The organism is Streptomyces sp. CB02959, from assembly GCF_002803155.1.
Classification (GTDB): domain Bacteria; phylum Actinomycetota; class Actinomycetes; order Streptomycetales; family Streptomycetaceae; genus Streptomyces.
The window spans coordinates 353343-374752 of record NZ_NNBP01000005.1 but is presented as its reverse complement, the minus strand read 5'-3'; the positions used below and the strand labels follow the sequence as shown (position 1 = coordinate 374752).

The following is a 21410-nucleotide window of genomic DNA, read 5'->3' as shown; positions in this document are numbered from 1 at the left end:
CGCCCCGGCACCGGCCCCCGCGCCGGCTCCGGCCCCGGTCGCCGCCCCCGTCACCCCCGCCCCGGCGGCCGGTGAGGCGGACGGCGCCTACGTCACCCCGCTGGTCCGCAAGCTCGCGGCGGAGAACGGCGTGAACCTCGCCACGGTCAAGGGCACCGGTGTCGGTGGCCGGATCCGCAAGCAGGACGTCATCGCCGCCGCCGAGGCCCTCAAGGCCGCCGTGCCGGCTCCGGCCGCGCCGGCCGCCGCCCCGGCCAAGGCGGGCGCCCCGGTCATCGAGGTGTCGCCGCTGCGCGGTCAGACCGTCAAGATGCCGCGGATGCGCAAGGTCATCGGCGACAACATGATGAAGGCCCTGCACGGCCAGGCGCAGCTGACCTCCGTGGTCGAGGTGGACATCACCGCGATCATGCGGATGCGCAACAAGGCCAAGGACGCCTTCGCGCAGCGTGAGGGCGTCAAGCTCTCCCCGATGCCGTTCTTCGTCAAGGCCGCTGTCCAGGCGCTGAAGGCCCACCCGGTCGTCAACGCCCGGATCAACGAGGACGAGGGCACCATCACCTACTTCGACACCGAGAACGTCGGTATCGCGGTGGACGCGGAGAAGGGCCTGATGACCCCGGTCATCAAGGGTGCGGGCGACCTGAACATCGCCGGTATCGCCCGTAAGACGGCGGAGCTGGCGGGCAAGGTCCGCGGCAACAAGATCACCCCGGACGAGCTGTCCGGCGCGACCTTCACCATCAGCAACACCGGTTCGCGCGGCGCCCTGTTCGACACCGTGATCGTGCCCCCGAACCAGGTCGGCATCCTGGGCATCGGTGCCACCGTCAAGCGCCCGGTGGTCATCAACCACCCGGACCTCGGCGAGACCATCGCGGTGCGCGACATGACCTACCTCGCGCTCTCCTACGACCACCGTCTGGTGGACGGCGCCGACGCGGCCCGTTACCTGACCACGGTCAAGCAGATCCTGGAGGCCGCGGAGTTCGAGACCGAGATCGGTCTCTGATTCCGACTCCCGTCAGGGAAGCGGTAGTTGTGCACAGGGGCCGGCCCCGACTCGTTCCGACGAGCCGGGGCCGGCCCTTTTGTCCGCCCGCCTCCGGCGATAATGGCCCCGCACCACGCCTCGCGGCCCCACCCGCTCTGAAGGAGCACCTCATGACCCCGCCCGTCGTCCACTCGCTGCGCGAACAGATCCGCGAGCACATCCTGGAGGGGATCGTCAGCGGCCGCTGGCAGCCGGGCGAGCGGATCGTGGAGCGGCGGATCGCGGTGGAGCTGGAGGTCAGCCAGACGCCGGTGCGGGAGGCGCTGCGGGAGCTGGAGTCGCTCCAACTGATCGAGTCGGCGCCGAACAAGGGCGTACGGGTGCGGAACCTCACCGCGGACGACCTCAAGGAGAGCTACCCGGTCCGGGCCGGGCTGGAGCAGGTGGCCGCGGAGCTGGCGGCGGAGCGGCTGGCGGAGGACACCGCGGCGCTGGAGCGCGAGGTGGCGGCGCTGCGGGAGGCGGACGCGGCGGGCGACGGCGAGGCGCAGGTGCGGCACACGGTGGCCTTCCATCGGGAGATCGTCCGGGCGGCCGGGAACGCCGTGCTGCTGCACACCTGGGAGTCGCTGGGCGTGGAGGTCTGGACGACGCTGTCGATCCGCTGGTTCAGCCCGGAGCCGCGGTCGCACGCCCAGGACCACCAGGAGCTGGTGGACGCGTTCCGGCGGCGCGATCCGCGGATCGGGGCGCTGCTGAAGGCGCATGTGCTGAGCTGCGCGCCGCGGGTCTAGGGCCTGGCCGGTGGATCAGGACGGGAACCGGCCATGATCCACCGGACACGACCCAGGGCCCGGCGGACGTACCGGACTGCGGTCGGGCGGCCTCGCGGAGCTTGTGCGGGGCCGCTTCGCCATGCCGGGGCGGAGGCGCGCGGAGGCACTGATTCCGGGGCGTACCGGAGGCGCTCCGGGGCGTAACGGAGGGGGACTCCGGAGCTGGCACGCGGTGCCCTGTATTGCGGCACCCCGTGCCTACCTGCGGTTTTTCCTCCGTTCAGCGTTGATCGATCATCGATCAGAGAGTTATCGTCGATGACTGGGGCGCGACACCCCTGCCTGCCGAATGCCTGCCGAACTCGCATTCCCCACCCGTCCGGAAAGGGGCCACCCATGCCCGACCCCGTGCGCCTGCCGTACAGCCAGCTCGACCAGCTCCCGGACCGCGACCCCGAGGAGACGGCCGAATGGCGCGAGTCGCTGGACGCCGTCACCAAGGCAGCGGGCCCGCATCGCGCCGCATACCTGATGCGCCGCGCCCTGGAGCACACCGCCCACACCGAGGGCACCGACCTGCCCTCGCTGCTGGAGACGGACTACGTCAACACCATCCCGACCTCCGCCGAGCCCGCGTTCCCGGGTGACGAGGCGCTGGAGGCCCGGATCACCGCCTGGAACCGCTGGAACGCCGCCGCCATGGTCACCCGCGGCTCCAAGCTCGGCCTCGGCGGCCACATCGCCACCTTCGCCTCGGCGGCCTGGCTCTACGAGACCGGCTTCCAGCACTTCTTCCGCGGCAAGGAGGGCGACGGCTCCGGCGACCAGCTCTACATCCAGGGCCACGCCTCCCCCGGTGTCTACGCCCGCGCCTTCCTCGAAGGCCGGCTCACCGAGGAACAGCTCGACCACTTCCGCCAGGAGGCCGGCGGCGAGGGCCTGCCCTCGTACCCGCACCCGCGGCGGCTGCCCTGGCTGTGGGAGTTCCCCACCGTCTCCATGGGCCTCGGCCCGCTCTCCGCGATCTACCAGGCGCGCTTCAACCGCTACCTGGAGCACCGCGGCATCAAGGACACCAGCAACTCGCACGTCTGGGCCTTCCTGGGCGACGGCGAGATGGACGAGCCGGAGTCGACCGCGGCCCTGGCCCTGGCCGGCCGCGAGGGCCTGGACAACCTGACCTTCGTCATCAACTGCAACCTGCAGCGCCTCGACGGTCCGGTCCGCCCGAACTTCAAGATCGTGCAGGAGCTGGAGGCGCAGTTCCGCGCCGCCGGCTGGAACGTCGTCAAGGCCCTGTGGGGCCAGGCGTGGGACGAGATCTTCGCGCTCGACGCCGACGGCGCGGTGATCCAGCGCCTCCGTGAGACGCCGGACGCGCAGTTCCAGACGTACGCCACCCGGGACGCCGCCTACCTGCGCGAGCACTTCTTCGGCGCCAACGACGCCCTCAAGGCGATCGGCGCGCAGCTCTCCGACGCCAAGCTGCTGGAACTGTTCCAGACCTCCCGCGCCGGCCACGAGCCGCGCAAGGTGTACGCCGCGTACAAGGCCGCCGCCGAGTACAAGGGCGCGCCGACGGTCATCCTCGCGCAGACCGTCAAGGGCTACACCCTCGGCACGGGCTTCGAGTCCCGCAACGCCAACCACCAGATGAAGAAGCTGACGATGGCGGAGTTCCGCACCATGCGGGACCTGCTCGAACTCCCCATCCCGGACAGCGCGCTGGAAGGCGACACGGTGCCGTACTGGCGCCCGGCCGAGGACTCGCCGGAGATGCAGTACCTGCGCACCCGGCGCGCCGCCCTCGACGGCCCGGCCCCGGCCCGCCAGGTCGTGGCCAAGCCGCTGCCGATCCCCGCGGACAAGGCGTTCGACGCCCTGAAGAAGGGGTCGGGCAGCCAGGAGATCGCCACCACCATGGCGTTCGTCCGGCTGATCAAGGACCTGATGCGGGACAAGGAGACCGGCAAGCGCTGGGTCCCGATCGTCCCGGACGAGGCCCGCACCTTCGGCATGGAGTCGCTCTTCCCGACCGCCGGCCTCTACTCCCCCAAGGGCGCGACCTACGACCCGGTCGACCGGGACCAGCTGCTCTGGTACAAGGAAGCCAAGAACGGCCAGATCCTCAACGAGGGCATCACCGAGGCCGGTTCGCTGGCCGACTTCACCGCCGCCGCGACGTCGTACGCGACGCACGGCGAACCGATGATCCCGTTCTACATCTTCTACTCGATGTTCGGCTGGCAGCGGACCGCCGACCAGTTCTGGGCGCTCGCCGACCAGCTGGGCCGCGGCTTCGTGATCGGCGCCACCGCCGGCCGCACGACGATGACCGGTGAGGGCCTCCAGCACGCCGACGGCCACTCGCACCTGATCGCCTCGACCAACCCGGCGGCGCTCTCGTACGACCCGGCGTTCGCCTACGAGGTGGCGGTGATCGTCAAGGAGGGTCTGCGCCGGATGTACGGTCCGGACGCCGAGGACGTCTTCTACTACCTGACGGTCTACAACGAGACCAAGGTGCAGCCGGCGATGCCGGAGGGCGTCGAGGAGGGCATCCTCAAGGGCCTCTACCGCTTCAAGGAGGCCACCGCCATCGAGGGCGCCGAGATCCCGCGGCTCCAGCTGCTGGCCTCCGGCACCGCGATCCACTGGATCCTGGAGGCGCAGCAACTGCTGGCCGCCGACTGGGGCGTGGCCGCCGACGTGTGGTCCGCGCCGTCCTGGACGGAGCTCCGCCGCGACGCCCTGGAGTGCGACGCGGCCCGCCTGGAGGGCGAGGACCGGGTGCCCTACGTCACCCGTGCGCTGGCCGGCGCGCCCGGCCCGGTCGTCGCGGTGAGCGACTGGATGCGGGCGGTTCCGGACCAGATCGCCCCGTGGGTCGAGCAGGACTGGACCTCCGTCGGGACGGACGGCTTCGGCCTGTCCGACACCCGGGACGCGGCCCGCCGCCACTTCGGGGTCGACCCGCAGTCGGTGGTCGTCCAGGCGCTGGCGGCCCTCGCCCGGCGCGGGGACGTCAAGCCGGAGACCGTCAAGGAAGCCCGGGAGCGCTACGGGCTGTGACACCGGGCCCTCGGCGGTGCGTGCACCGCGGGGCCCCTGGGACGCGGGCGGCCTCGGCCGACACCGGGCGCCGCCCGCCCGCAAACTCCCGTGCGAAGACCACCCACCGCGCCCGGGGTCTTCGCACGGGATCCTCCCGTCCCGCGTCCGCGGGGCGTTGTCAGTGCCGCCCCGCATGATGGATCCATGCGTGCCGCACGGCTGATCAAGATGGTGTTGCTGCTCCAGTCCCGGCCGTCGATGACGGCCGGCGAGCTGGCGCGGGAGCTGGAGGTCTCGGAGCGCACGGTCGCCCGGGACGTGCTGTCGCTCTCGGAGGCCGGTGTGCCGGTCTACGCCGACCGCGGCCGGTCCGGGGGCTACCGCCTGATAGGCGGGTACCGCACCCGGCTGACCGGGCTCGGCCGCAGCGAGGCGGAGGCGCTCTTCCTGTCCGGAGTGCCCTCCGCGCTGCGCGAGATGGGCCTGGCCGACGTCGCCTCCGCGGCCCGGCTGAAGGTCTCCGCCGCGCTGCTGCCCGAGCTGCGGGACGCCGCGTCGGGCGCCGCCCAGCGGTTCCACCTGGACGCGCCGCGCTGGTACCACGATCCCGAGACGCCCGAGCTGCTGCCGGTGCTCGCCGACGCGGTGTGGGACGACCGCCGGCTGACGGTCCGCTATCTCCGCCGGGACCGCGAGGTGGTCCGGGAGCTGGAGCCGTACGGTCTCGTGCTGAAGGCGGGCGTCTGGTACGTGGCGGCCCGCGCGGCACCGGAGCGGTCCGCAGCGCCGCCCGCCGCGGCGGCGGCCGATCCGGTGGGACCGGTGGGACCGGCTGCCGGCGGCGGCGAGCGGACCGGCTTCCGGGTCTACCGCGTCGACCGCTTCACCGCGGCGGAGCCCGCCGTCCCGCCCGCGGGCCTGCGGAGCGTCCCGCCCGGCGGGGCCGCGGCGGACGCCGGGCGCTTCGTCCGCGACCCGGAGTTCGACCTGCCCGCGTTCTGGGCCGAGCGGGCCGCGCAGTTCCGGCGGTCGCTGCTGCGCGAGGAGGTGGTGGTCCGGCTCTCCCCGCTCGGGGTCCGGCAGCTGCCCCACGTCACCGAGCCGGTCGCGGCCCGGGAGGCCGTCGAGCGGGCGACGGCCGCGGGCGCACCGGACGCGCAGGGCTGGTTGACGGTCACCCTGGCCGTGGAGTCCGAGGAGGTCGCCTACGCCCAGCTGCTGGCGCTCGGCCCGGAGTGCGAGGTGCGCTCGCCCTCCGGGCTGCGGGAGCGGTTCGCGGCGGCCGCCCGCCGCGCCGCCGCGCGCTATTCCCCGGCGGAGGAAGGCACCGCCGGCTCGCGGTAGTCCTCGGGACCGGCGTCCTTGCCGCCCTGCACCACGTCCGTGAAGTAGCCGAAGCAGTCGGGCCGGGTGCCGTCCGCGTCGGTGAAGTCGTACTCCTTCGCCAGCCGGCCGCTGGAGAGCGACCGGCCGGTCCAGCGCGCCTTGTCCGGATCGGTGGCCAGGGCCCGCACCGCGCGGCCGATGAGGACCGGGGATTCGGCGATGGCGAAGTGCGGTTCCCGGGCGATCGCGTCGCGCCAGGTCTCCTCGGTGACACCGAAGTGGTCCAGCATCTCCTCGGACCGCAGGAAGCCCGGGGTGAGCGAGACCGCCGTGCCGCCGTACTCCTTCAGCTCGGCGGCGAGTCCGAAGGCGATCCGGTGGGGGACGTTCTTGGTGACGTCGAAGCAGAGGCTGTCGCGGTAGACGCGGTTGAACTCCGCGGTGCCGTCGGTGACCTCGACGACCAGCCCGCCGGGCCGCCGGATCAGCAACGGCAGCGCGAAGTGGCCGGTGATGATGTGGCTGTCGATGCCGAGCCGGAACATCCGCAGCCCGCCGGCCAGGTCCAGGTCCCACAGCTTGGTGTCGAACTGGATCAGGCGGTCGCCGCCCCAGACGCTGTTCACCAGGACGTCCAGCCGTCCCTGCTCCCGGTCGATGCGCTCGACCAGCTCCTCGACCTGGTCCGGCACCAGATGGTCGGTGGGCACCGCGATCCCGGTGCCACCCGCCGCGGTCACCCGCTCCGCCGTCTCCTCGATGGTCTCCGAGGGCCGCCCGACCTCGCTGACCGAGTCCCGGGTCGTGCGGCCGGTGACGTAGACCACCGCGCCGGCCCGGCCCAGTTCCACCGCCATCGCCCGGCCCGCGCCCCGGGTGGCCCCGGCGACCAGCGCCACCCGGCCGGTCAGGTCGCCCGCGGGCGCCCGTCCGCCGGGCGCCGCGGCCGCCGTCCGCCGGTCCGTCGCCCGCCCCGCCACGTTCTCCTGCGCCGTCACGTGTCTCTCCTCGCTGCTGTCTGCCGTGCGGTCGTACACGGCGACCCTGACAGCCAATCCCGACACCTTCTGTCGGGATTTCACGGCCGGTGGATCGCGCTCCCCCGCGAGCCCGTCCGGGGGCCTTCCCACGGCGTCCCGGGGCCGCCCGCGGCTACGGCCGCAGCGCCCGCAGGCTCCGGCCGTCCCGCAGCCGCCCCTCGACCTGCGCCGGGGCGTTCTGCGCGGCCGGTACCGCCAGCGTCGCCGCCTCCGCACCGGCCCGTACCCCGCCGGCCACGTCGATCCCGGCCACCTCGCTGCTGCCCGCCGCGAGCAGGTACCACTTCCCGGACTTCGCCTGCCAGTGGACGTCGCCGAGCACATGCCGGCCGAACGGGCTGCACACCGCGGTCCCGTCGGCCCGGCCGGCGATCCGCCCCGGGTCGACGGGACCGGCGGCGGGCGGCTGGAACTGCACCACGGCCCGGCCGGGTCCGCGCCAGGTCTCGGCCCGGTTGCACACCCAGGTCGCGGTGCCGCCGCCCTCCGGGAGGTCCTGCTGGGCGTAGGCCCAGTTGTTGACGGACCGTACGCCGGTGCCGCGCAGCGACCGCAGGGAGCACGCGGTGCGCGCCCAGCTGTGCAGGGCAGGTGCACCGGTCGCCTCGACCGGGCCGCCCGGTCCGCCCGACCCGGGCGGCGGCAGGTACGTCAGGTGCGCCGGCGCCAGGTCACCGAGGTCGGCGACCAGGAAGGAGCGCCGGTCGTCGATCCGCGGCGAGGAGCGGAACGCGGTCACCGGCCAGTGCCCGCAGCCGGCGCCGTCCGCGGGCGGGATCGGGATGCGGTCGGTGACCCCGTCCGGGGCCAGGTGCAGTCCGTGCGGCGGGGCGTCGGGGGCGAGCAGGTCCCGTACGGCGACATCGGAGACCCAGGGGGCGATCAGGTACCGCAGCCAGCCGTTGCCGCGGCCGATGACCAGCCCGCCGGCGGTGGTGAGGTCGGCGTTGTCGACCCGGGCGAAGTGCAGGGTGGGCGTGGCCCCTTCGGGTTCGGCGTAGCGCACCAGCCGCTCGCCGTCGTGGAAGACCACCACCATCACGTTGTCGATCAGGCCCGCGTACAGCAACCGGGGCGGGGCGGCGGGCGGGCGGGTGGAGGTGTCCGCCGCGGCGACGATCCGGGTGCCGGCGGGCGGGGCGGCCCAGACCCGCAGCGCCCGTGCCAGCAGCTGCCGGTCGCCGGCCTGGCGGCCGCGCGGCGGCCAGGCGGTGAAGTCCACCCTGGAGGTCTCCGCCCACTGCTCGTGGGGCGTCCGCAGCAGCCGGCCGGGGTCGAGGGCCTGCTGGGCGGCGGTGGGGACGGGCCCGGCCGCCCCGTCCGGGGATCCGCCGAAGGGCAGGGCCACCGCGGCCGCCCCGAGCGCCAGCACCGCCGCCAGCACCGCCGCCGCCCGCACCCGCTGCCGGCGGCGCAGCAGGTCCGTCGGCCGGGCCTGGACGGTGCAGGGATCGAACTCCCCGGAGTTCAGCAGCGCCGCGGCGCCGGCCCCGGTCCGCCGGTCCAGCTGGCCGGCCGCCCGCTGTGGCATGTCGGGGTCGGCGACCCCGGCCCGTACCAGGACGGCGCGCGCCGCATCCGGGTCCAGCCCCTCCAGGTGCCACAGCCCCAGGGCGGCCCGCACGGTGGCCGGGACCGCCGACAGGGCCTGGTCCAGGGCGAGTTCGTCGGCGCCGCCGGCGCGCGGGAAGAGCCGCAGCCCCCAGACGAACGGGACCGTCGGCAGCAGGACCGCGGGGCGCTGCCGCTCCTCGTAGGCCAGCGCCAGCTCCACCGTGCGCTGGCGGACCAGGTCGTAGCCGGCGCCGGTGTCCGAGCCGCGCTGGGCGGGCAGCGCGCCGGCCGGCCGGCGCGGCCCGCGCCACGGCAGCGCCCGCTGCACCAGGCCGTGCGCGGTGAGGACCTTGCGGTGGCGGCCCATCGACGGGGGCAGGACGAGGTAGGCGAGGCGGACCAGCCGCGGGTAGTGCTCGACGAGGGCCGCCTCGGCGCGTTCGACCTCGGCCCGGCTTCGTTCGTCCATGGGCATGGCGGGATGCGCCCTTCACGGAGTGGGAGTGCGGCAGGGGACGCCGGGGCGTTGCGGGAGGGGGTGCGGTGGGGGATCCGCGCTGCCGTCGTTGCATGCCGCACAACGAGGGAATCCCGACGCGGTCACCCGCCGGTACGCCACCCCTGACGCCCCGGCGCACCGGCCCGGGAAGCGCGCCGCCGCATCCGGGGCACTCCGCGTGCGGGCCGCGGCGGCAGGACGGATCCTGGAGCGGTGATGGACGAGACGGAGTTCTGGGAGCTGGTCGACGGCTCCCGCGCGGCCGCCGGGGGTGACCCCGAGGAACAGGCCGACGCGCTGGTCGAGCGGCTGCTCGGGCTCGATCCGGAGCGCGTCGCCGACTTCGCCCGCCACTTCGAGGCCCGCTACAACCGGGCGTACACCTGGGACCTGTGGGCGGCCGCCGCGCTGATGCTGGACGGCGCGAGCGACGACGCCTTCGACTACTTCCGCTGCTGGCTGATCGGCCAGGGCCGGCACGTCTTCGAGGGTGCGCTGCACGACCCGGACCAGTTGGCGCGTCTGCTGCGCGACTTCGACGAGGAGACCGACGGCGACGCCGAGGAGCTGGGCTACGCGGCCGACGAGGCGTACGAGCAGCTGACCGGCGCCGTCATGCCCGACCTGGGCCTGCGCCCGGCCCCGCCGGAACCGCTCGGCACCTACCTCGACCTCGACGACGACGCGACCCTGGCCGAACGCTTCCCGCAGCTGTGGAACCGCTTCCGCGGCTAGGGCGGGTCCGCAAAGTCCCGCCTGCCGGGCGGCGGCAGGGCCCGGGGGCGGTCCGCGCGGCCGGGTCGCCGTTCTGCCGCCCGGCGCACCCGGGCCGTTCCCCGGTGGTTCCCCGGATTGCGGGCAGGATGGCCCCATGCGGATCGCGATCACCGGCTCGACCGGACTCATCGGCACGGCGCTCGTCCGGAACCTGCGCGCGGACGGCCACGACGTCGTCCGGCTCGTCCGCCGGCAGCCGGCGGCGGCCGACGAGGTGACCTGGGACCCCAAGGGGCGGCGGCTGGACCCGGCGGCCCTGGCCGGCTGCGAGGCGGTGGTGCACCTCGCCGGGGCGGGCGTCGCCGACCACCGCTGGACCCCCGCGTACAAGCAGGAGCTCCACGACAGCCGGGTGCTGGGCACCCGGACGCTGGCCACCGCGACGGCCGCGATGGACATCCCCCCGCGGGTCTTCGTCTCGGGCAGCGCGATCGGCTACTACGGCGACACCGGGGACCGGCGGACCGACGAGGACGCACCGGCCGGCGCGGGCTTCCTGCCGGAGCTGTGCGTGGCGTGGGAGGACGCCGCGACGCCCGCCCAGGACGCCGGTATCCGGACCGTCTTCGCCCGGACCGGTCTGGTCGTGGCGCGCTCCGGGGGCGCCTGGGGACGGCTCTTCCCGCTCTTCCAGCTGGGGCTGGGCGGCCGGCTCGGCGACGGCAGCCAGTACTGGAGCTTCATCTCGCTGCGGGACCACATCGCGGCGCTCCGCCACCTGCTGGCCACCGAGGAGCTGTCCGGGCCGGTCAACCTCACCGCGCCGGAGCCGGTCACCAACCGCGAGGCGACGGCGGTGATGGGCCGTGTCCTGCGCCGCCCCACGCTGTGCACCGTGCCGGCGCCGGTGCTGCGGGTCGCGCTCGGGGAGTTCGCGGGGGACGTGCTGGGCAGTCAGCGGATCGTGCCGCGGCGGCTGCTGGATTCCGGTTTCGGCTTCGCGGACCCGCGGATCGGCGACGCGGTGCGCGCCGCGCTGGCGTCGTAGCGCGCCGCGGGCCGGAGCGGGGCGCGGGGGCGCTCCGACGCGCCCCCAGGGCGCCCCTGTCGGCCGGGCCGCGGTGCTCCCTACGGTCCTCGGACACATCACTGGGCATCCCGGACGGCCGCACCGGGCATGAGAACCGTGCGCTGCCGCCGGGACCGACCTCGGGAGGGGCATGTGCTGCGCTCCGCTTCGGCCGTCGACGTCGTCATCGTGGGGGCCGGGCCGGCCGGCCTCGCCGCCGCCCGCCATCTGACCGGGGCAGGGCTCGCGGTCACCGTCCTGGAGGCCGCGTCACGGGTCGGCGGCCGGTCCGTCACGGACGAGGTGGACGGCTTCCGTCTGGACCGCTGCGGCCGCCCGCTGGCGGTCTCCCCGGCCGCACTGCGCCGCACGCCCGGCCTGGGCGAGTTGGCGCTGCGCCCGTTCGCGGCGGGGGTGAGTCTCCACAACGGGCAGCGGGCCCAGCGCATCAGTCCGCTGCGGTGCACGAGGGGCGCACTCTCCGCGGCGCGCGCCCTCACACGCGCCGACCGTCGTACGGAGCGGACCGCCGACCGTCCGGTCAGTGACGCCCTGGCCGGCCGCCCGGCGTTCCCGCCGCGCACCCACGACACCTTCCTGCGGCCGCTGTTGGGCGCGCTGCTCTGCGATCCGCACCTGCACGGCTCCAGTCGGGGCGCCGCGCAGGTGCTGCGGGCCTTCGCGGAGGGGCGGCTGGCGCTCCCGGCGGGCGGCGCCTCGGCCGTTCCCGAGCTGCTGGCGGCCGGTCTGCCGCCGGGCACGGTCCGGACGTCCGTGGAGGTCACGGCCGTCGACACCAACGGCGTAGGCACCCGCGAGCACGGCCGGATACCGTGCCGGGCGGTGCTGGTGGCGACCGGTGCGCGGGACGCCGTCGAACTGCTGCCGGGACTGCGCCGGCCCGCCTTCCACCCGGTCACCGTGCTGCACCACACCGCCGACGCCCCGGCCGGCACCCGCGGCGGCCCCGGCCGGGACACCGCCCTGGTCCTGCCGACCGAGGGCCCCGTCGGCTTCAGCTACCTCGCCGGCGCGATCGACCCGTCCCGCACCCCGCCCGGCCGCCCGCTGGTCACCACCGTCGTCCTGGGCCCCGCCGCCGCGCTGCCGGTGGACGTCCTCGACAAGACCGTCCGGCCGCAGCTGGACCGGATCTACGGGCTGCGGACCGACGACTGGCAGCTGCTGACCGGCCATCACGATCCGTACGCGGTGCCCGCGATGGCCACCCCGCACGATCCGCAGCGCACCGTACGGGTGCTGGCCGGGCTCTACGTGTGCGGCGACCACCGCGACACCGGCACGCTCCAGGGGGCGCTGCGCTCCGGCCACCGGGCCGCCCGTGCGCTGCTCCAGGACTTCGGCCTGCCGGCCCGCCCGGAACCGGACGCCGTCCGGACCGCGGCGTGACCGGGCCCGGCGCCCGACCGCCCGCCCGTCACCCCAGCGCCGCCACCCGCTCCCGGTAGCCGCGCACCGCCGCCGCGTCCCGGTACGGCTCCAGCCGCCGCTCGAAGTCCCGGACGTACTCGTGGGCGCGGACGGAGCGCATCTCGGACGCCTGGAGGGCCGCCTCGGCGCCGAGCGTGCACGCCTGCTCCAGTTCGCCCAGGCCCAGCCGCGCGGTCGCCAGCACCACCCGGCAGAACAGCCGGCTGCGGGCGAACCCGGCGGCGCGCAGCTGGAGCGAGCGCTCGGCGTGCTGGGAGGCCGCGCGGTACTGCTGGAGATCGCGGTGGCAGTGCGCGAGTTCGTCGGCGAGCTGCGCCTCGTCGAAGAAGCGCGCCCAGTACGGGGTGTCGTCCCCGGGCCGGGCGCTCTCCAGGGCGCGTTCGGCGCGGGCCAGCGCGGCCGTGCAGGCCCGGACCTCGCTCAGGATGCCGTGGCCGCGTGCCTCGGCGGCGTGCAGCAGCGCCTGCACGGTGGGCGGCACGCTGCCGCCGACGCCCTGCTGGGCGACCCGGGCCAGTTGGACGGCCTCCCTGCCGTGCCCCAGATAGACCGCCTGCCGGCTCATCGTCACCAGGACGTAGGCGCCGTAGCCCCGGTCCCCGGCGGCCTGGGAGAGCCGCAGCGCCTGCACGAAGTACCGCTGCGCCAGCCCGTGCGCGGCGATGTCGTACGAGGTCCAGCCGGCCAGCCGGGTCAGGTCGGCGGCGGCCGCGAACAGCCGGCGGCCGATCGTCTCCCCGTAGGTGCCGCGGAGCATCGGCTCGGCCTCGTGCTCCAGGTAGCGCACCAGGGCCTGGCGGGCGTGGCCGCCGCCGTAGGCGTGGTCCAGGGCGCGGAACAGCTCGCCGACCGAGCGCAGCGCCGCGATGTCACCGGAGGTGACCCGGCCGCCCTGGGTGCGGTCGACGCGCTCGGTCTGGCGCTGCCGGGGCACCGACGTCCGGCCGCCCTGGACCGGGACCCGCTCGCCGGCGTCGCCGGGGAGCTCGCCGTGCGCGACGCGTTCGTCGGGGCGGCCGATCAGCCAGTCCCGGCTGGGCACCACCAGCCCGGCCGGGGTGAAGGCGATCTTGCGGAGCTCGGCGTGGCTGCCGGAGTCCTTGCGCCAGAGCCCGCTGACGATGTCCACCGCCTCGGCGGGGGTCGAGGCGAATTCGAGCCCGGCGTACACCGGCGCACAGGCGTCCAGGCCGAGGTCCTGGGCGGACAGCCGGCGCCCCAGCCGGCGGGTGAAGACCTCCGCGATCAGTGCGGGGGTGGTGCCTCTGGGCTGCTGACCGCGCAGCCAGCGCGTCACGGACGTCTTGTCGTAGCGCAGGTCGAGGCCGTGCTCGATGCCGAGTTGATCAACCCGTCTGGCCAGCCCTGCGTTGGAGAAGCCCGCCTCGGCGATGAGCGCGGCGAGCTGGCGGTTGGGCGTGTGGTGCGGGGGTCGTTCCGTCATCAGCTTTACCGGTCTCCTGCCTTCCGGGCCGGGCCGCCGGCTCGCTGACCCTGTCCGGCTTGCTCTTCGCCCTTGTGGAACGGCGTGAATGTAACGGCCTTCAGCGCCTTTCTCGCGGCCTGCGCCCCGCGTTCATCCGATCGTGTGAGCACGTCACAGGCGCGACGGGGGCCGTGCGGCGCACCGGCCCCCTGCGGGGAGCGCGCACGGCGGCCGTACAGTGGCATGGGCGCGATGTGGCATCGGAAGTGCTTCGCGAGAGGCATCAAACGTCGCAACGAACTGCGACAAAGGTTCGAAGAGGAGCTGCCGTGACTGCGATCTCTCGGGGGGAGACCCCCGTACCCGAGGGGCTGCGTTTTGTGCACCTGGGCTTCGGGGCGGACGCCGTCGAGTACGAGTCGGCGTGGCAGGAACAGCGCCGCATCCACGCCGCCCGGTTCGCCGACGAGATCCCCGACACCTGCCTGCTCCTGGAGCACCAGGAGGTCTACACGGCGGGGCGGCGCACCTCCGACGACGAGCGCCCGCTGGACGGCACCCCGGTCGTCGACGTGGACCGCGGCGGGAAGATCACCTGGCACGGTCCCGGCCAGCTGGTCGGCTACCCGATCCAGAAGCTGCCGCGCCCGGTCGACGTGGTCGCCCACGTCCGCCGGCTGGAGGACGCCCTGATCCGGGTCTGTGCCGAGTTCGGCGTCGAGGGCACCCGGGTCGAGGGACGCAGCGGCGTGTGGGTCCTGGGCGACCCGTTGGAGCGGCGGCCGGCCCTGGGCGGCCTCCAGCTCGACTTCGACCCGCGGACCGCGGACGAGCTCTTCGACCCGCGGCTGAACGGCCCCGAGTACGCGCCGTCCAACGCCGGCCAGCGCGGCGAGGACCGCAAGCTCGCCGCGATCGGCATCCGCGTCGCCAAGGGCGTCACCATGCACGGCTTCGCGCTCAACGTGAACCCGGACACCACCTCGTTCGACAAGATCGTGCCGTGCGGCATCCGGGACGCCGGGGTCGCCTCGCTCTCCGGCGAGCTGGGCCGCGAGGTCGGCATCGCCGAGGTCCTGCCGGTGGTCGAGAAACACCTGCGGGACGTCCTGGAGCACGCCGAGCTCCTCCCCCGGGCGGTCTGAGAACCGCGCCACGGCGCACCATCCGCCCCGCGCGTCCCACCGCGCGGGAATGCCGCCCTCCCGTCCGAGGTTGGCCAGCACGACCCGCACGTGGAAATACGTGCGAATTGACGGGCGTACCCTGGTGTACGCCGAAGAATCGAAGTTGTTAGGGAGCCGACGTGTCCGCAGTCGCACCCGACGGACGCAAGATGCTGCGCCTGGAGGTCCGCAACAGCCAGACCCCCATCGAGCGCAAGCCCGAGTGGATCAAGACCCGGGCGAAAATGGGTCCCGAGTACAACCACCTGCAGAGCCTGGTCAAGAACGAGGGCCTGCACACCGTCTGCCAGGAGGCAGGCTGTCCCAACATCTTTGAATGCTGGGAGGACCGCGAGGCGACCTTCCTCATCGGCGGTGACCAGTGCACCCGCCGCTGCGACTTCTGCAATATCGACACCGGCAAGCCGCAGGCGCTGGACCGGGACGAGCCGCGCCGGGTCGCCGAATCGGTGCAGACCATGGGTCTGAAGTACGCCACGATCACCGGCGTCGCCCGCGACGACCTGGAGGACGGCGGCGCCTGGCTCTACGCCGAGACCGTCCGCCAGATCCACGCCGCGATGCCCGACACCGGCGTGGAACTGCTGATCCCCGACTTCAACGCGGTCCCCGAGCAGCTCGCCGAGGTCTTCTCCTCCCGCCCGGAGGTGCTGGCCCACAACGTCGAGACGGTCCCGCGGATCTTCAAGCGGATCCGCCCCGGCTTCCGCTACGAGCGGTCGCTGGAGGTCATCACCAAGTCCCGCGAGGCCGGCCTGGTCACCAAGTCCAACCTGATCCTGGGCATGGGCGAGACCCGCGAGGAGATCAGCCAGGCGCTGCAGGACCTGCACGACGCGGGCTGCGAGCTGATCACGATCACCCAGTACCTCCGCCCCTCCGTGCGGCACCACCCCATCGAGCGCTGGGTCAAGCCGGCCGAGTTCGTGGAGCTCAAGGAGGAGGCCGAGGAGATCGGCTACGCCGGTGTCATGTCCGGCCCGCTGGTCCGCTCCTCCTACCGCGCCGGCCGCCTCTACCAGCAGGCGATCGAGCGACGCGAGGTCGAGGCGTCCAGTCAGGCGGTTTGACACGCCCGGCGCGCCATCTTGTGAAACGTGGCACATGCTGAGAGACGCGGCCCCGCACTCCCCCAGGCTGGAGGGCGTGGGGGCCGCGTCAACGTTTCATAGGTGTTTGACCGGCAGGTCATCCGTTGGTAACACCCTTCAGTGACGATGGATGTACGCACCGCTCGACACCTCCCACCGCCACCCCCTGCTCGTTCCGTTCGTTCGAGGGAGACCACCACCATGGAGGCCGCGCCGCTCCGCGCCACCGCCCACCCCATCCCCTCCGTCACCGGTGCCCTGCGGGCCATCGAGGCAGTGCTGCTGCGCAACGGCCAGCGCACCGCCCGCCGCAACGCCTGGACGTCGGTCCTGGAGGACCGCCGCCGCGCCATGGACCGGTACGACGCCGAGTACGTCCTGGAGGCCGCGGCCACCCGACGCCCGCACGCCACGTAAACTTCGCTGTATGGCGAGGAAGGCAAACGCAACCGGCGCTGGCGGCGCTGAGAACCCCGGGCGGCTGAAGCAGATCGCCCTGACCTACAAGATGACCCGTCGGGTCGATTCCAAGGTCGGTCTTGTCGTCGCTGGCACAGGAATCGTCGTCTTCGGCGTGCTCCTCGCCATCGGCTTCCTGATCGGCCACCCCGTCTACGCGGGCGTCCTGGGCTTCGTCCTGGCGTTCCTCGCGATGGCGATCATCTTCGGCCGGCGTGCCGAGAAGGCCGCGTTCGGACAGATGGAGGGCCAGCCCGGCGCGGCGGCCGCCGTCCTGGAGAACGTCGGCCGCGGCTGGACGGTGACCCCCGCGGTCGCGATGAACCGCAGCCAGGACGTGGTGCACCGCGCCGTCGGCAAGGCCGGCATCGTGCTGGTCGGCGAGGGCAACCCGAACCGGCTGCGCGGCCTGCTGGGCGCCGAGAAGAAGCGCATGGCGCGCACCGTCGCGGACGCCCCTGTGCACGACATCGTCGTCGGCGACGGCGAGGGCCAGGTGCCGCTCAAGAAGCTGCGGACCCACCTGCTGAAGCTCCCGCGCGTCCTCCCCGGCCCCCAGGTGACGGCCGTCAACGACCGCCTGCGTGCGCTCGGCGACCTGATGAGCAACATGCCGGTGCCGAAGGGCCCGATGCCCAAGGGCATGCGGATGCCCAAGGGCGGCGGCAAGGCGCGCTGACCCGTCCACAGCCGGCCGGCGACCGCCCGGCCGGTACCCCCGACAACGTGTGACGCCCCGAGGCTCGGCCTCGGGGCGTCACACGTTTTTCGGTTGTCAGCGGCTCGTGCCGGTCCGTCCCACCTGCGCGGATCGAGCGGGTCGCGGCGGAGGGCTCACACCGCACAGGCCGCGCGCCGCGCACCGCACGGCCGCACGCCTCACGACGGACGGATCAGATCCGCACCTGGACCGAGCGGCTGAGGCGGTCGTGCAGCCCCCGGCCGTCGCGGTCCCAGATCGCCGCGGGGATGACCAGCACCAGCAGCAGCGTCCGCAGCACCACCCGCGGCAGGGTGATCCGGCCGCCGCCCTCGGCGACCACCCGCAGCCCCACCAGCCGCTTGCCGGGAGTGCAGCCGACGGTGCCGACGGTCAGCACGCTCAGCACCGCGAACACCGCCAGCGCCCAGTTGCTCGCCGACTGCGCCTTGCCGCCGCTGAGCAGCCCGTAGGCGATGAGCAGGCACAGCGCCCAGTCGATGAAGAGCGCGCCGAAGCGGCGACCGACCCGTGCGATCGAGCCCGGGCCTTCCTCGGGGAGACCGAGCTGCTGCCCTCGGTAGCCGAAGTCGACGCCCATGTCCTCGGCTGCCGCCCGGGGCCCGGAGATCCACGATCCGATTGCTTGCCTGTTGTCCACCCGTCCACGGTACTGCGACCGCATACGTTCCCCGGGTGGTGGGTTCCCGGACCCCGATTTCCGGCCGCCTCCCGCCGCCTCCCGCCGCTTGCCCGGGACTGGCGGAGGCCGGTCCCGCGCCCGCCCCCGCAGGCGCACACTGGGGGTAAGGGCGACAGCGTGCCGGTTAACCTCGGCGAAACAAATGGGTCATGCTTGGGAAATCCCGCCTGCCTATGGTCGGGCCAGCGCGCCCCGCACTTGGCCGCGCTCCGAGTCGCAACCCCGCGTCCGCCGAGCGGTGACCGGGCTAGGAGGAGTTGGATGTTCCAGAACGCCGACGACGCGAAGAAGTTCATCGCGGATGAGGACGTGAAGTTCGTCGACGTCCGTTTCTGCGACCTGCCGGGCGTGATGCAGCACTTCACGATCCCCGCCTCGGCGTTCGACCCGGACGAGGAGTTGGCGTTCGACGGTTCGTCGATCCGCGGCTTCCAGGCGATCCACGAGTCCGACATGGCCCTGCGCCCGGACCTGACGACGGCCCGCGTGGACCCGTTCCGCCAGGAGAAGCACCTCAACATCAACTTCTTCATCCACGACCCGATCACGGGCGAGCAGTACAGCCGCGACCCGCGCAACATCGCCAAGAAGGCCGAGGCCTACCTCGCCTCCACCGGCATCGCGGACACCGCGTACTTCGGTCCCGAGGCGGAGTTCTACGTCTTCGACTCGGTCCGCTTCGAGACCTCCGCGAACCAGGGCTTCTACCACATCGACTCCGAGGCCGGCGCCTGGAACACCGGTGCCGTGGAGGACAACCGCGGCTACAAGGTCCGTTACAAGGGCGGCTACTTCCCGGCCCCGCCGGTCGACCACTTCGCCGACCTGCGTGCCGAGATCTCCCTGGAGCTGGAGAAGTCCGGTCTCCAGGTCGAGCGCCAGCACCACGAGGTCGGCACCGCCGGCCAGGCGGAGATCAACTACAAGTTCAACACGCTGCTCGCCGCCGCCGACGACCTGATGCTCTTCAAGTACATCGTCAAGAACGTCGCCTGGCGCAACGGCAAGACCGCGACCTTCATGCCCAAGCCGATCTTCGGCGACAACGGCTCCGGCATGCACGTCCACCAGTCGCTGTGGCAGGGCGGCCTGCCGCTCTTCTACGACGAGCAGGGCTACGCGGGCCTCTCGGACACCGCCCGCTACTACATCGGCGGCATCCTCAAGCACGCCCCGTCGCTGCTGGCGTTCACCAACCCCACCGTGAACTCCTACCACCGCCTGGTCCCCGGCTTCGAGGCCCCGGTCAACCTGGTCTACTCGCAGCGCAACCGCTCCGCCGCCATGCGCATCCCGATCACGGGCTCCAACCCGAAGGCCAAGCGCGTCGAGTTCCGCGCCCCGGACCCGTCGTCCAACCCGTACCTCGCCTTCTCGGCCCTCCTGCTGGCCGGCCTCGACGGCGTCAAGAACAAGATCGAGCCCGCCGAGCCGATCGACAAGGACCTCTACGAGCTCGCCCCGGAGGAGCACGCCGGCGTCCCGCAGGTCCCGACGTCCCTCCCCGCGGTCCTCGAGGCCCTCGAAGACGACAACGAGTACCTCCAGCAGGGCGGCGTCTTCACCTCCGACCTGATCGAGACATGGATCGACTACAAGCGCACCAACGAGATCGCCCCGATCCAGCTCCGCCCGCACCCGCACGAGTTCGAGCTGTACTTCGACCTCTAAAGGGCGGGGTCGGCTGGGCGGGAGCCCGGACGACCGGCTGTCGGATCGACCAGTGAGGGCCGTTACCCGGATTCGGGTGACGGCCCTCGTCGGGTTGGTTACGCAGGCCGGTGGAGTTCGGCCGTTCGTCGCGTGTGGGGAGTTCCGGTGGAGGGGCCTCAGTGGGCGGTGTGGTCGCCGGCCCATACCGTGGGGGTGCGGGCCGACCACGGGCCGGCCTGTTCCAGTTGTCCGGCGAGGCGGAAGAGGCGGTCCTCGCGTCCGTAGCCGGCGGCGAAGTGCATGCCGATCGGGAGTCCCGTCTCGGCGTCGGCCGTCAGCGGTACGGACATGGCGGGCGTGCCTGCCACGTTGAACGCCGCGGTGAAGGGTGAGAGGTCGAAGAGGCGGCGGAGCCAGCCCAGGCCGTCCAGCGTCTCCGCGCCCTCGGCATGGGTGCCCAGGGGGACGGGGAGTTCCGGCAGGGTCGGGGTGAGCAGGATGTCGTGGTCGTCGAAGTACCGTGCCAGGCTTCGGGCGACACGGTTCCGGGTCGTGTGCGCGGCGACGAACCGGGCGCCGCCGACCCGCTGCCCGTAGTGGTAGGCGGCAAGGGTGACCGGCTCAAGGGTCGAGGAGTCGACGGGCCGGTCGAAGGCGGCGGCCAGCTGGTCGACCGAGGCCGTGAGATTCGCCGTCCACTGAAGGGCGTTGGCCAGGACGAACTCCTCCCAGTCGACCCCGAGCTCCACCTTGGCCTCGGCCACCTGGTGGCCGAGGGATTCGAGCAGGCGCACGGTGCGGGAGAGGGCGTCGGCCACGGGTGGGGTGGTGCGCCGGCCGCCCCATGCGTGGGTGAGGACGCCTATCCGCAACGAGCCCGGGGGGCGGGTGACTTCCTCCGCGTACGGCCGGGAGGGCTCCTGGGCGAAGTACGGGTCGCCCGGCTCCGGGCCGCGGATCTGGTCGAGCAGGGCCGCGCTGTCGCGCACGGTGCGGCTGACGCTGCCCTGCACGGCCAGGCCGCTGAAGACCTCGTCGACGTCGGGGCCCACGGAGACCCGGCCACGGGTGGGCTTCAACCCGAAGAGGCCGTTGTAGGCGGCGGGGATGCGGATCGAGCCGGCGGCGTCGGTGGCGTGCGCGATCGGGACCACCCCGGCGGCCACCGCCGCGCCCGCGCCCCCGCTGGATCCGCCCGCGCTCCGCCGGAGGTCCCACGGGTTGCGGGTCGCGCCGTACAGCTCGGGTTCCGTCGTGGTGCTGTACGCCATCTCCGGTGTGGTGGTGCGCCCGAACGTCACGAGGCCGGCGCGGCGGAAGCGCCGCATGAGGGAGGAGTCGGCGCCTGCGACGTTGCCGGCCGCGAGGCGGCTGCCCAGCTCCGTGCGCCTCCCGGCCATGGAGACTCCGATGTCCTTGATCAGGAAGGGGACTCCGGCCAGTGGTGCGCTGCCGGGGGCGGGCTCGTCGTCGGTCGGCCAGGTCTCCACGACGGCGTTGATCCGGGGGTTGACCGCCTGTGCGGCCTCGCGTGCGGCCGCTTCCAGTTCGGCGGGGGTCACCTCGCCCCCGGCCGCCAGCTCCGCGAGTCCGACCGCGTCGAAGTTCACGTACTCGGTAACTCTCACTGCCACTCCCAGCGGGAAGAACGATACCTTTGAGTTCCATGTGATACCGAACGGTATCGTGTGGAACGGACTGGTACCGTAG

General features: G+C 73.4%; 17 protein-coding genes. 12 read left to right on the top strand and 5 right to left on the bottom strand.

The annotated features are described in order from the left end of the window. From sucB to CG747_RS11520, 4 genes are all read left to right on the top strand, one after another. Window positions 1–1012: 2-oxoglutarate dehydrogenase, E2 component, dihydrolipoamide succinyltransferase (sucB, locus tag CG747_RS11535; RefSeq protein WP_180985484.1), on the top strand; the 1012-nt coding region annotated here is incomplete at its 5' end. A 152-nt stretch (window positions 1013–1164) separates the two neighbouring features. Continuing rightward, complete coding sequence (locus CG747_RS11530; protein WP_100601573.1) at window positions 1165–1788, top strand: GntR family transcriptional regulator; 624 nt, start codon at window positions 1165–1167, stop codon at window positions 1786–1788. Between the two features lie 378 nt (window positions 1789–2166). Beyond that, window positions 2167–4842, top strand: a complete 2676-nt coding sequence (aceE, locus tag CG747_RS11525) for a pyruvate dehydrogenase (acetyl-transferring), homodimeric type (protein WP_100601572.1) — start codon at window positions 2167–2169, stop codon at window positions 4840–4842. Window positions 4843–5028: 186 nt separating this feature from the next. Continuing rightward, the gene (locus CG747_RS11520; RefSeq protein ID WP_100601571.1) at window positions 5029–6168 is read left to right on the top strand and encodes a YafY family protein; all 1140 of its coding nucleotides are present in this window, start codon (window positions 5029–5031) and stop codon (window positions 6166–6168) included. Here the strand turns inward: CG747_RS11520 and CG747_RS11515 are convergent. Continuing rightward, a complete protein-coding gene (locus CG747_RS11515; protein WP_100601605.1) occupies window positions 6129–7061 on the bottom strand; it encodes an SDR family oxidoreductase in 933 nt (310 codons plus the stop codon). The two genes, CG747_RS11520 and CG747_RS11515, sit on opposite strands and share 40 nt — an antisense overlap. A 241-nt stretch (window positions 7062–7302) precedes the next feature. Continuing rightward, window positions 7303–9213 carry a hypothetical protein gene (locus CG747_RS11510; RefSeq protein ID WP_100601570.1) on the bottom strand — a complete coding sequence of 637 codons (1911 nt, stop codon included), beginning with the start codon at window positions 9211–9213 and terminating at the stop codon, window positions 7303–7305. Window positions 9214–9459: 246 nt separating this feature from the next. Between CG747_RS11510 and CG747_RS11505 the strand changes: the two genes are divergently transcribed. From CG747_RS11505 to CG747_RS11495, 3 genes are all read left to right on the top strand, one after another. After that, a complete protein-coding gene (locus CG747_RS11505) occupies window positions 9460–9978 on the top strand; it encodes a DUF4240 domain-containing protein (protein WP_100601569.1) in 519 nt (172 codons plus the stop codon). Window positions 9979–10114: 136 nt separating this feature from the next. Continuing rightward, a complete protein-coding gene (locus CG747_RS11500) occupies window positions 10115–11008 on the top strand; it encodes a TIGR01777 family oxidoreductase (RefSeq protein WP_100601568.1) in 894 nt (297 codons plus the stop codon). Between the two features lie 174 nt (window positions 11009–11182). Continuing rightward, window positions 11183–12439, top strand: a complete 1257-nt coding sequence (locus CG747_RS11495; RefSeq protein ID WP_100601567.1) for an FAD-dependent oxidoreductase — start codon at window positions 11183–11185, stop codon at window positions 12437–12439. A gap of 28 nt (window positions 12440–12467) precedes the next feature. On the opposite strand, the gene CG747_RS11490 is transcribed toward CG747_RS11495, so the two are convergent. Next, complete coding sequence (locus tag CG747_RS11490; RefSeq protein WP_100601566.1) at window positions 12468–13925, bottom strand: regulator; 1458 nt, start codon at window positions 13923–13925, stop codon at window positions 12468–12470. A gap of 311 nt (window positions 13926–14236) precedes the next feature. Between CG747_RS11490 and lipB the strand changes: the two genes are divergently transcribed. From lipB to CG747_RS11470, 4 genes are all read left to right on the top strand, one after another. After that, on the top strand, window positions 14237–15052 hold the full coding sequence (lipB, locus tag CG747_RS11485) for a lipoyl(octanoyl) transferase LipB (RefSeq protein ID WP_100601565.1): 816 nt from the start codon (window positions 14237–14239) through the stop codon (window positions 15050–15052). A 161-nt stretch (window positions 15053–15213) separates the two neighbouring features. Further along, window positions 15214–16164: a lipoyl synthase gene (gene lipA, locus CG747_RS11480; RefSeq protein ID WP_100601564.1), complete on the top strand. Its 951-nt coding sequence runs from the start codon at window positions 15214–15216 to the stop codon at window positions 16162–16164. Window positions 16165–16386: 222 nt separating this feature from the next. After that, window positions 16387–16602: a hypothetical protein gene (locus CG747_RS11475; RefSeq protein WP_100601563.1), complete on the top strand. Its 216-nt coding sequence runs from the start codon at window positions 16387–16389 to the stop codon at window positions 16600–16602. Between the two features lie 10 nt (window positions 16603–16612). Next, window positions 16613–17323 (top strand): DUF4191 domain-containing protein, encoded by a 711-nt coding sequence (locus tag CG747_RS11470; protein WP_100601562.1) that lies wholly within the window; start codon window positions 16613–16615, stop codon window positions 17321–17323. A 214-nt stretch (window positions 17324–17537) separates the two neighbouring features. Here the strand turns inward: CG747_RS11470 and CG747_RS11465 are convergent, their stop codons facing one another. Further along, on the bottom strand, window positions 17538–18005 hold the full coding sequence (locus CG747_RS11465; protein WP_180985483.1) for an RDD family protein: 468 nt from the start codon (window positions 18003–18005) through the stop codon (window positions 17538–17540). 303 nt (window positions 18006–18308) lie between these two features. Here CG747_RS11465 and glnA point away from each other — a divergent pair, with 303 nt between their 5' ends. After that, on the top strand, window positions 18309–19718 hold the full coding sequence (gene glnA / locus CG747_RS11460; RefSeq protein WP_100601560.1) for a type I glutamate--ammonia ligase: 1410 nt from the start codon (window positions 18309–18311) through the stop codon (window positions 19716–19718). A 158-nt stretch (window positions 19719–19876) separates the two neighbouring features. Here the strand turns inward: glnA and CG747_RS11455 are convergent, their stop codons facing one another. Continuing rightward, complete coding sequence (locus CG747_RS11455) at window positions 19877–21328, bottom strand: amidase (RefSeq protein WP_100601559.1); 1452 nt, start codon at window positions 21326–21328, stop codon at window positions 19877–19879. Window positions 21329–21410: the final 82 nt, after the last annotated feature.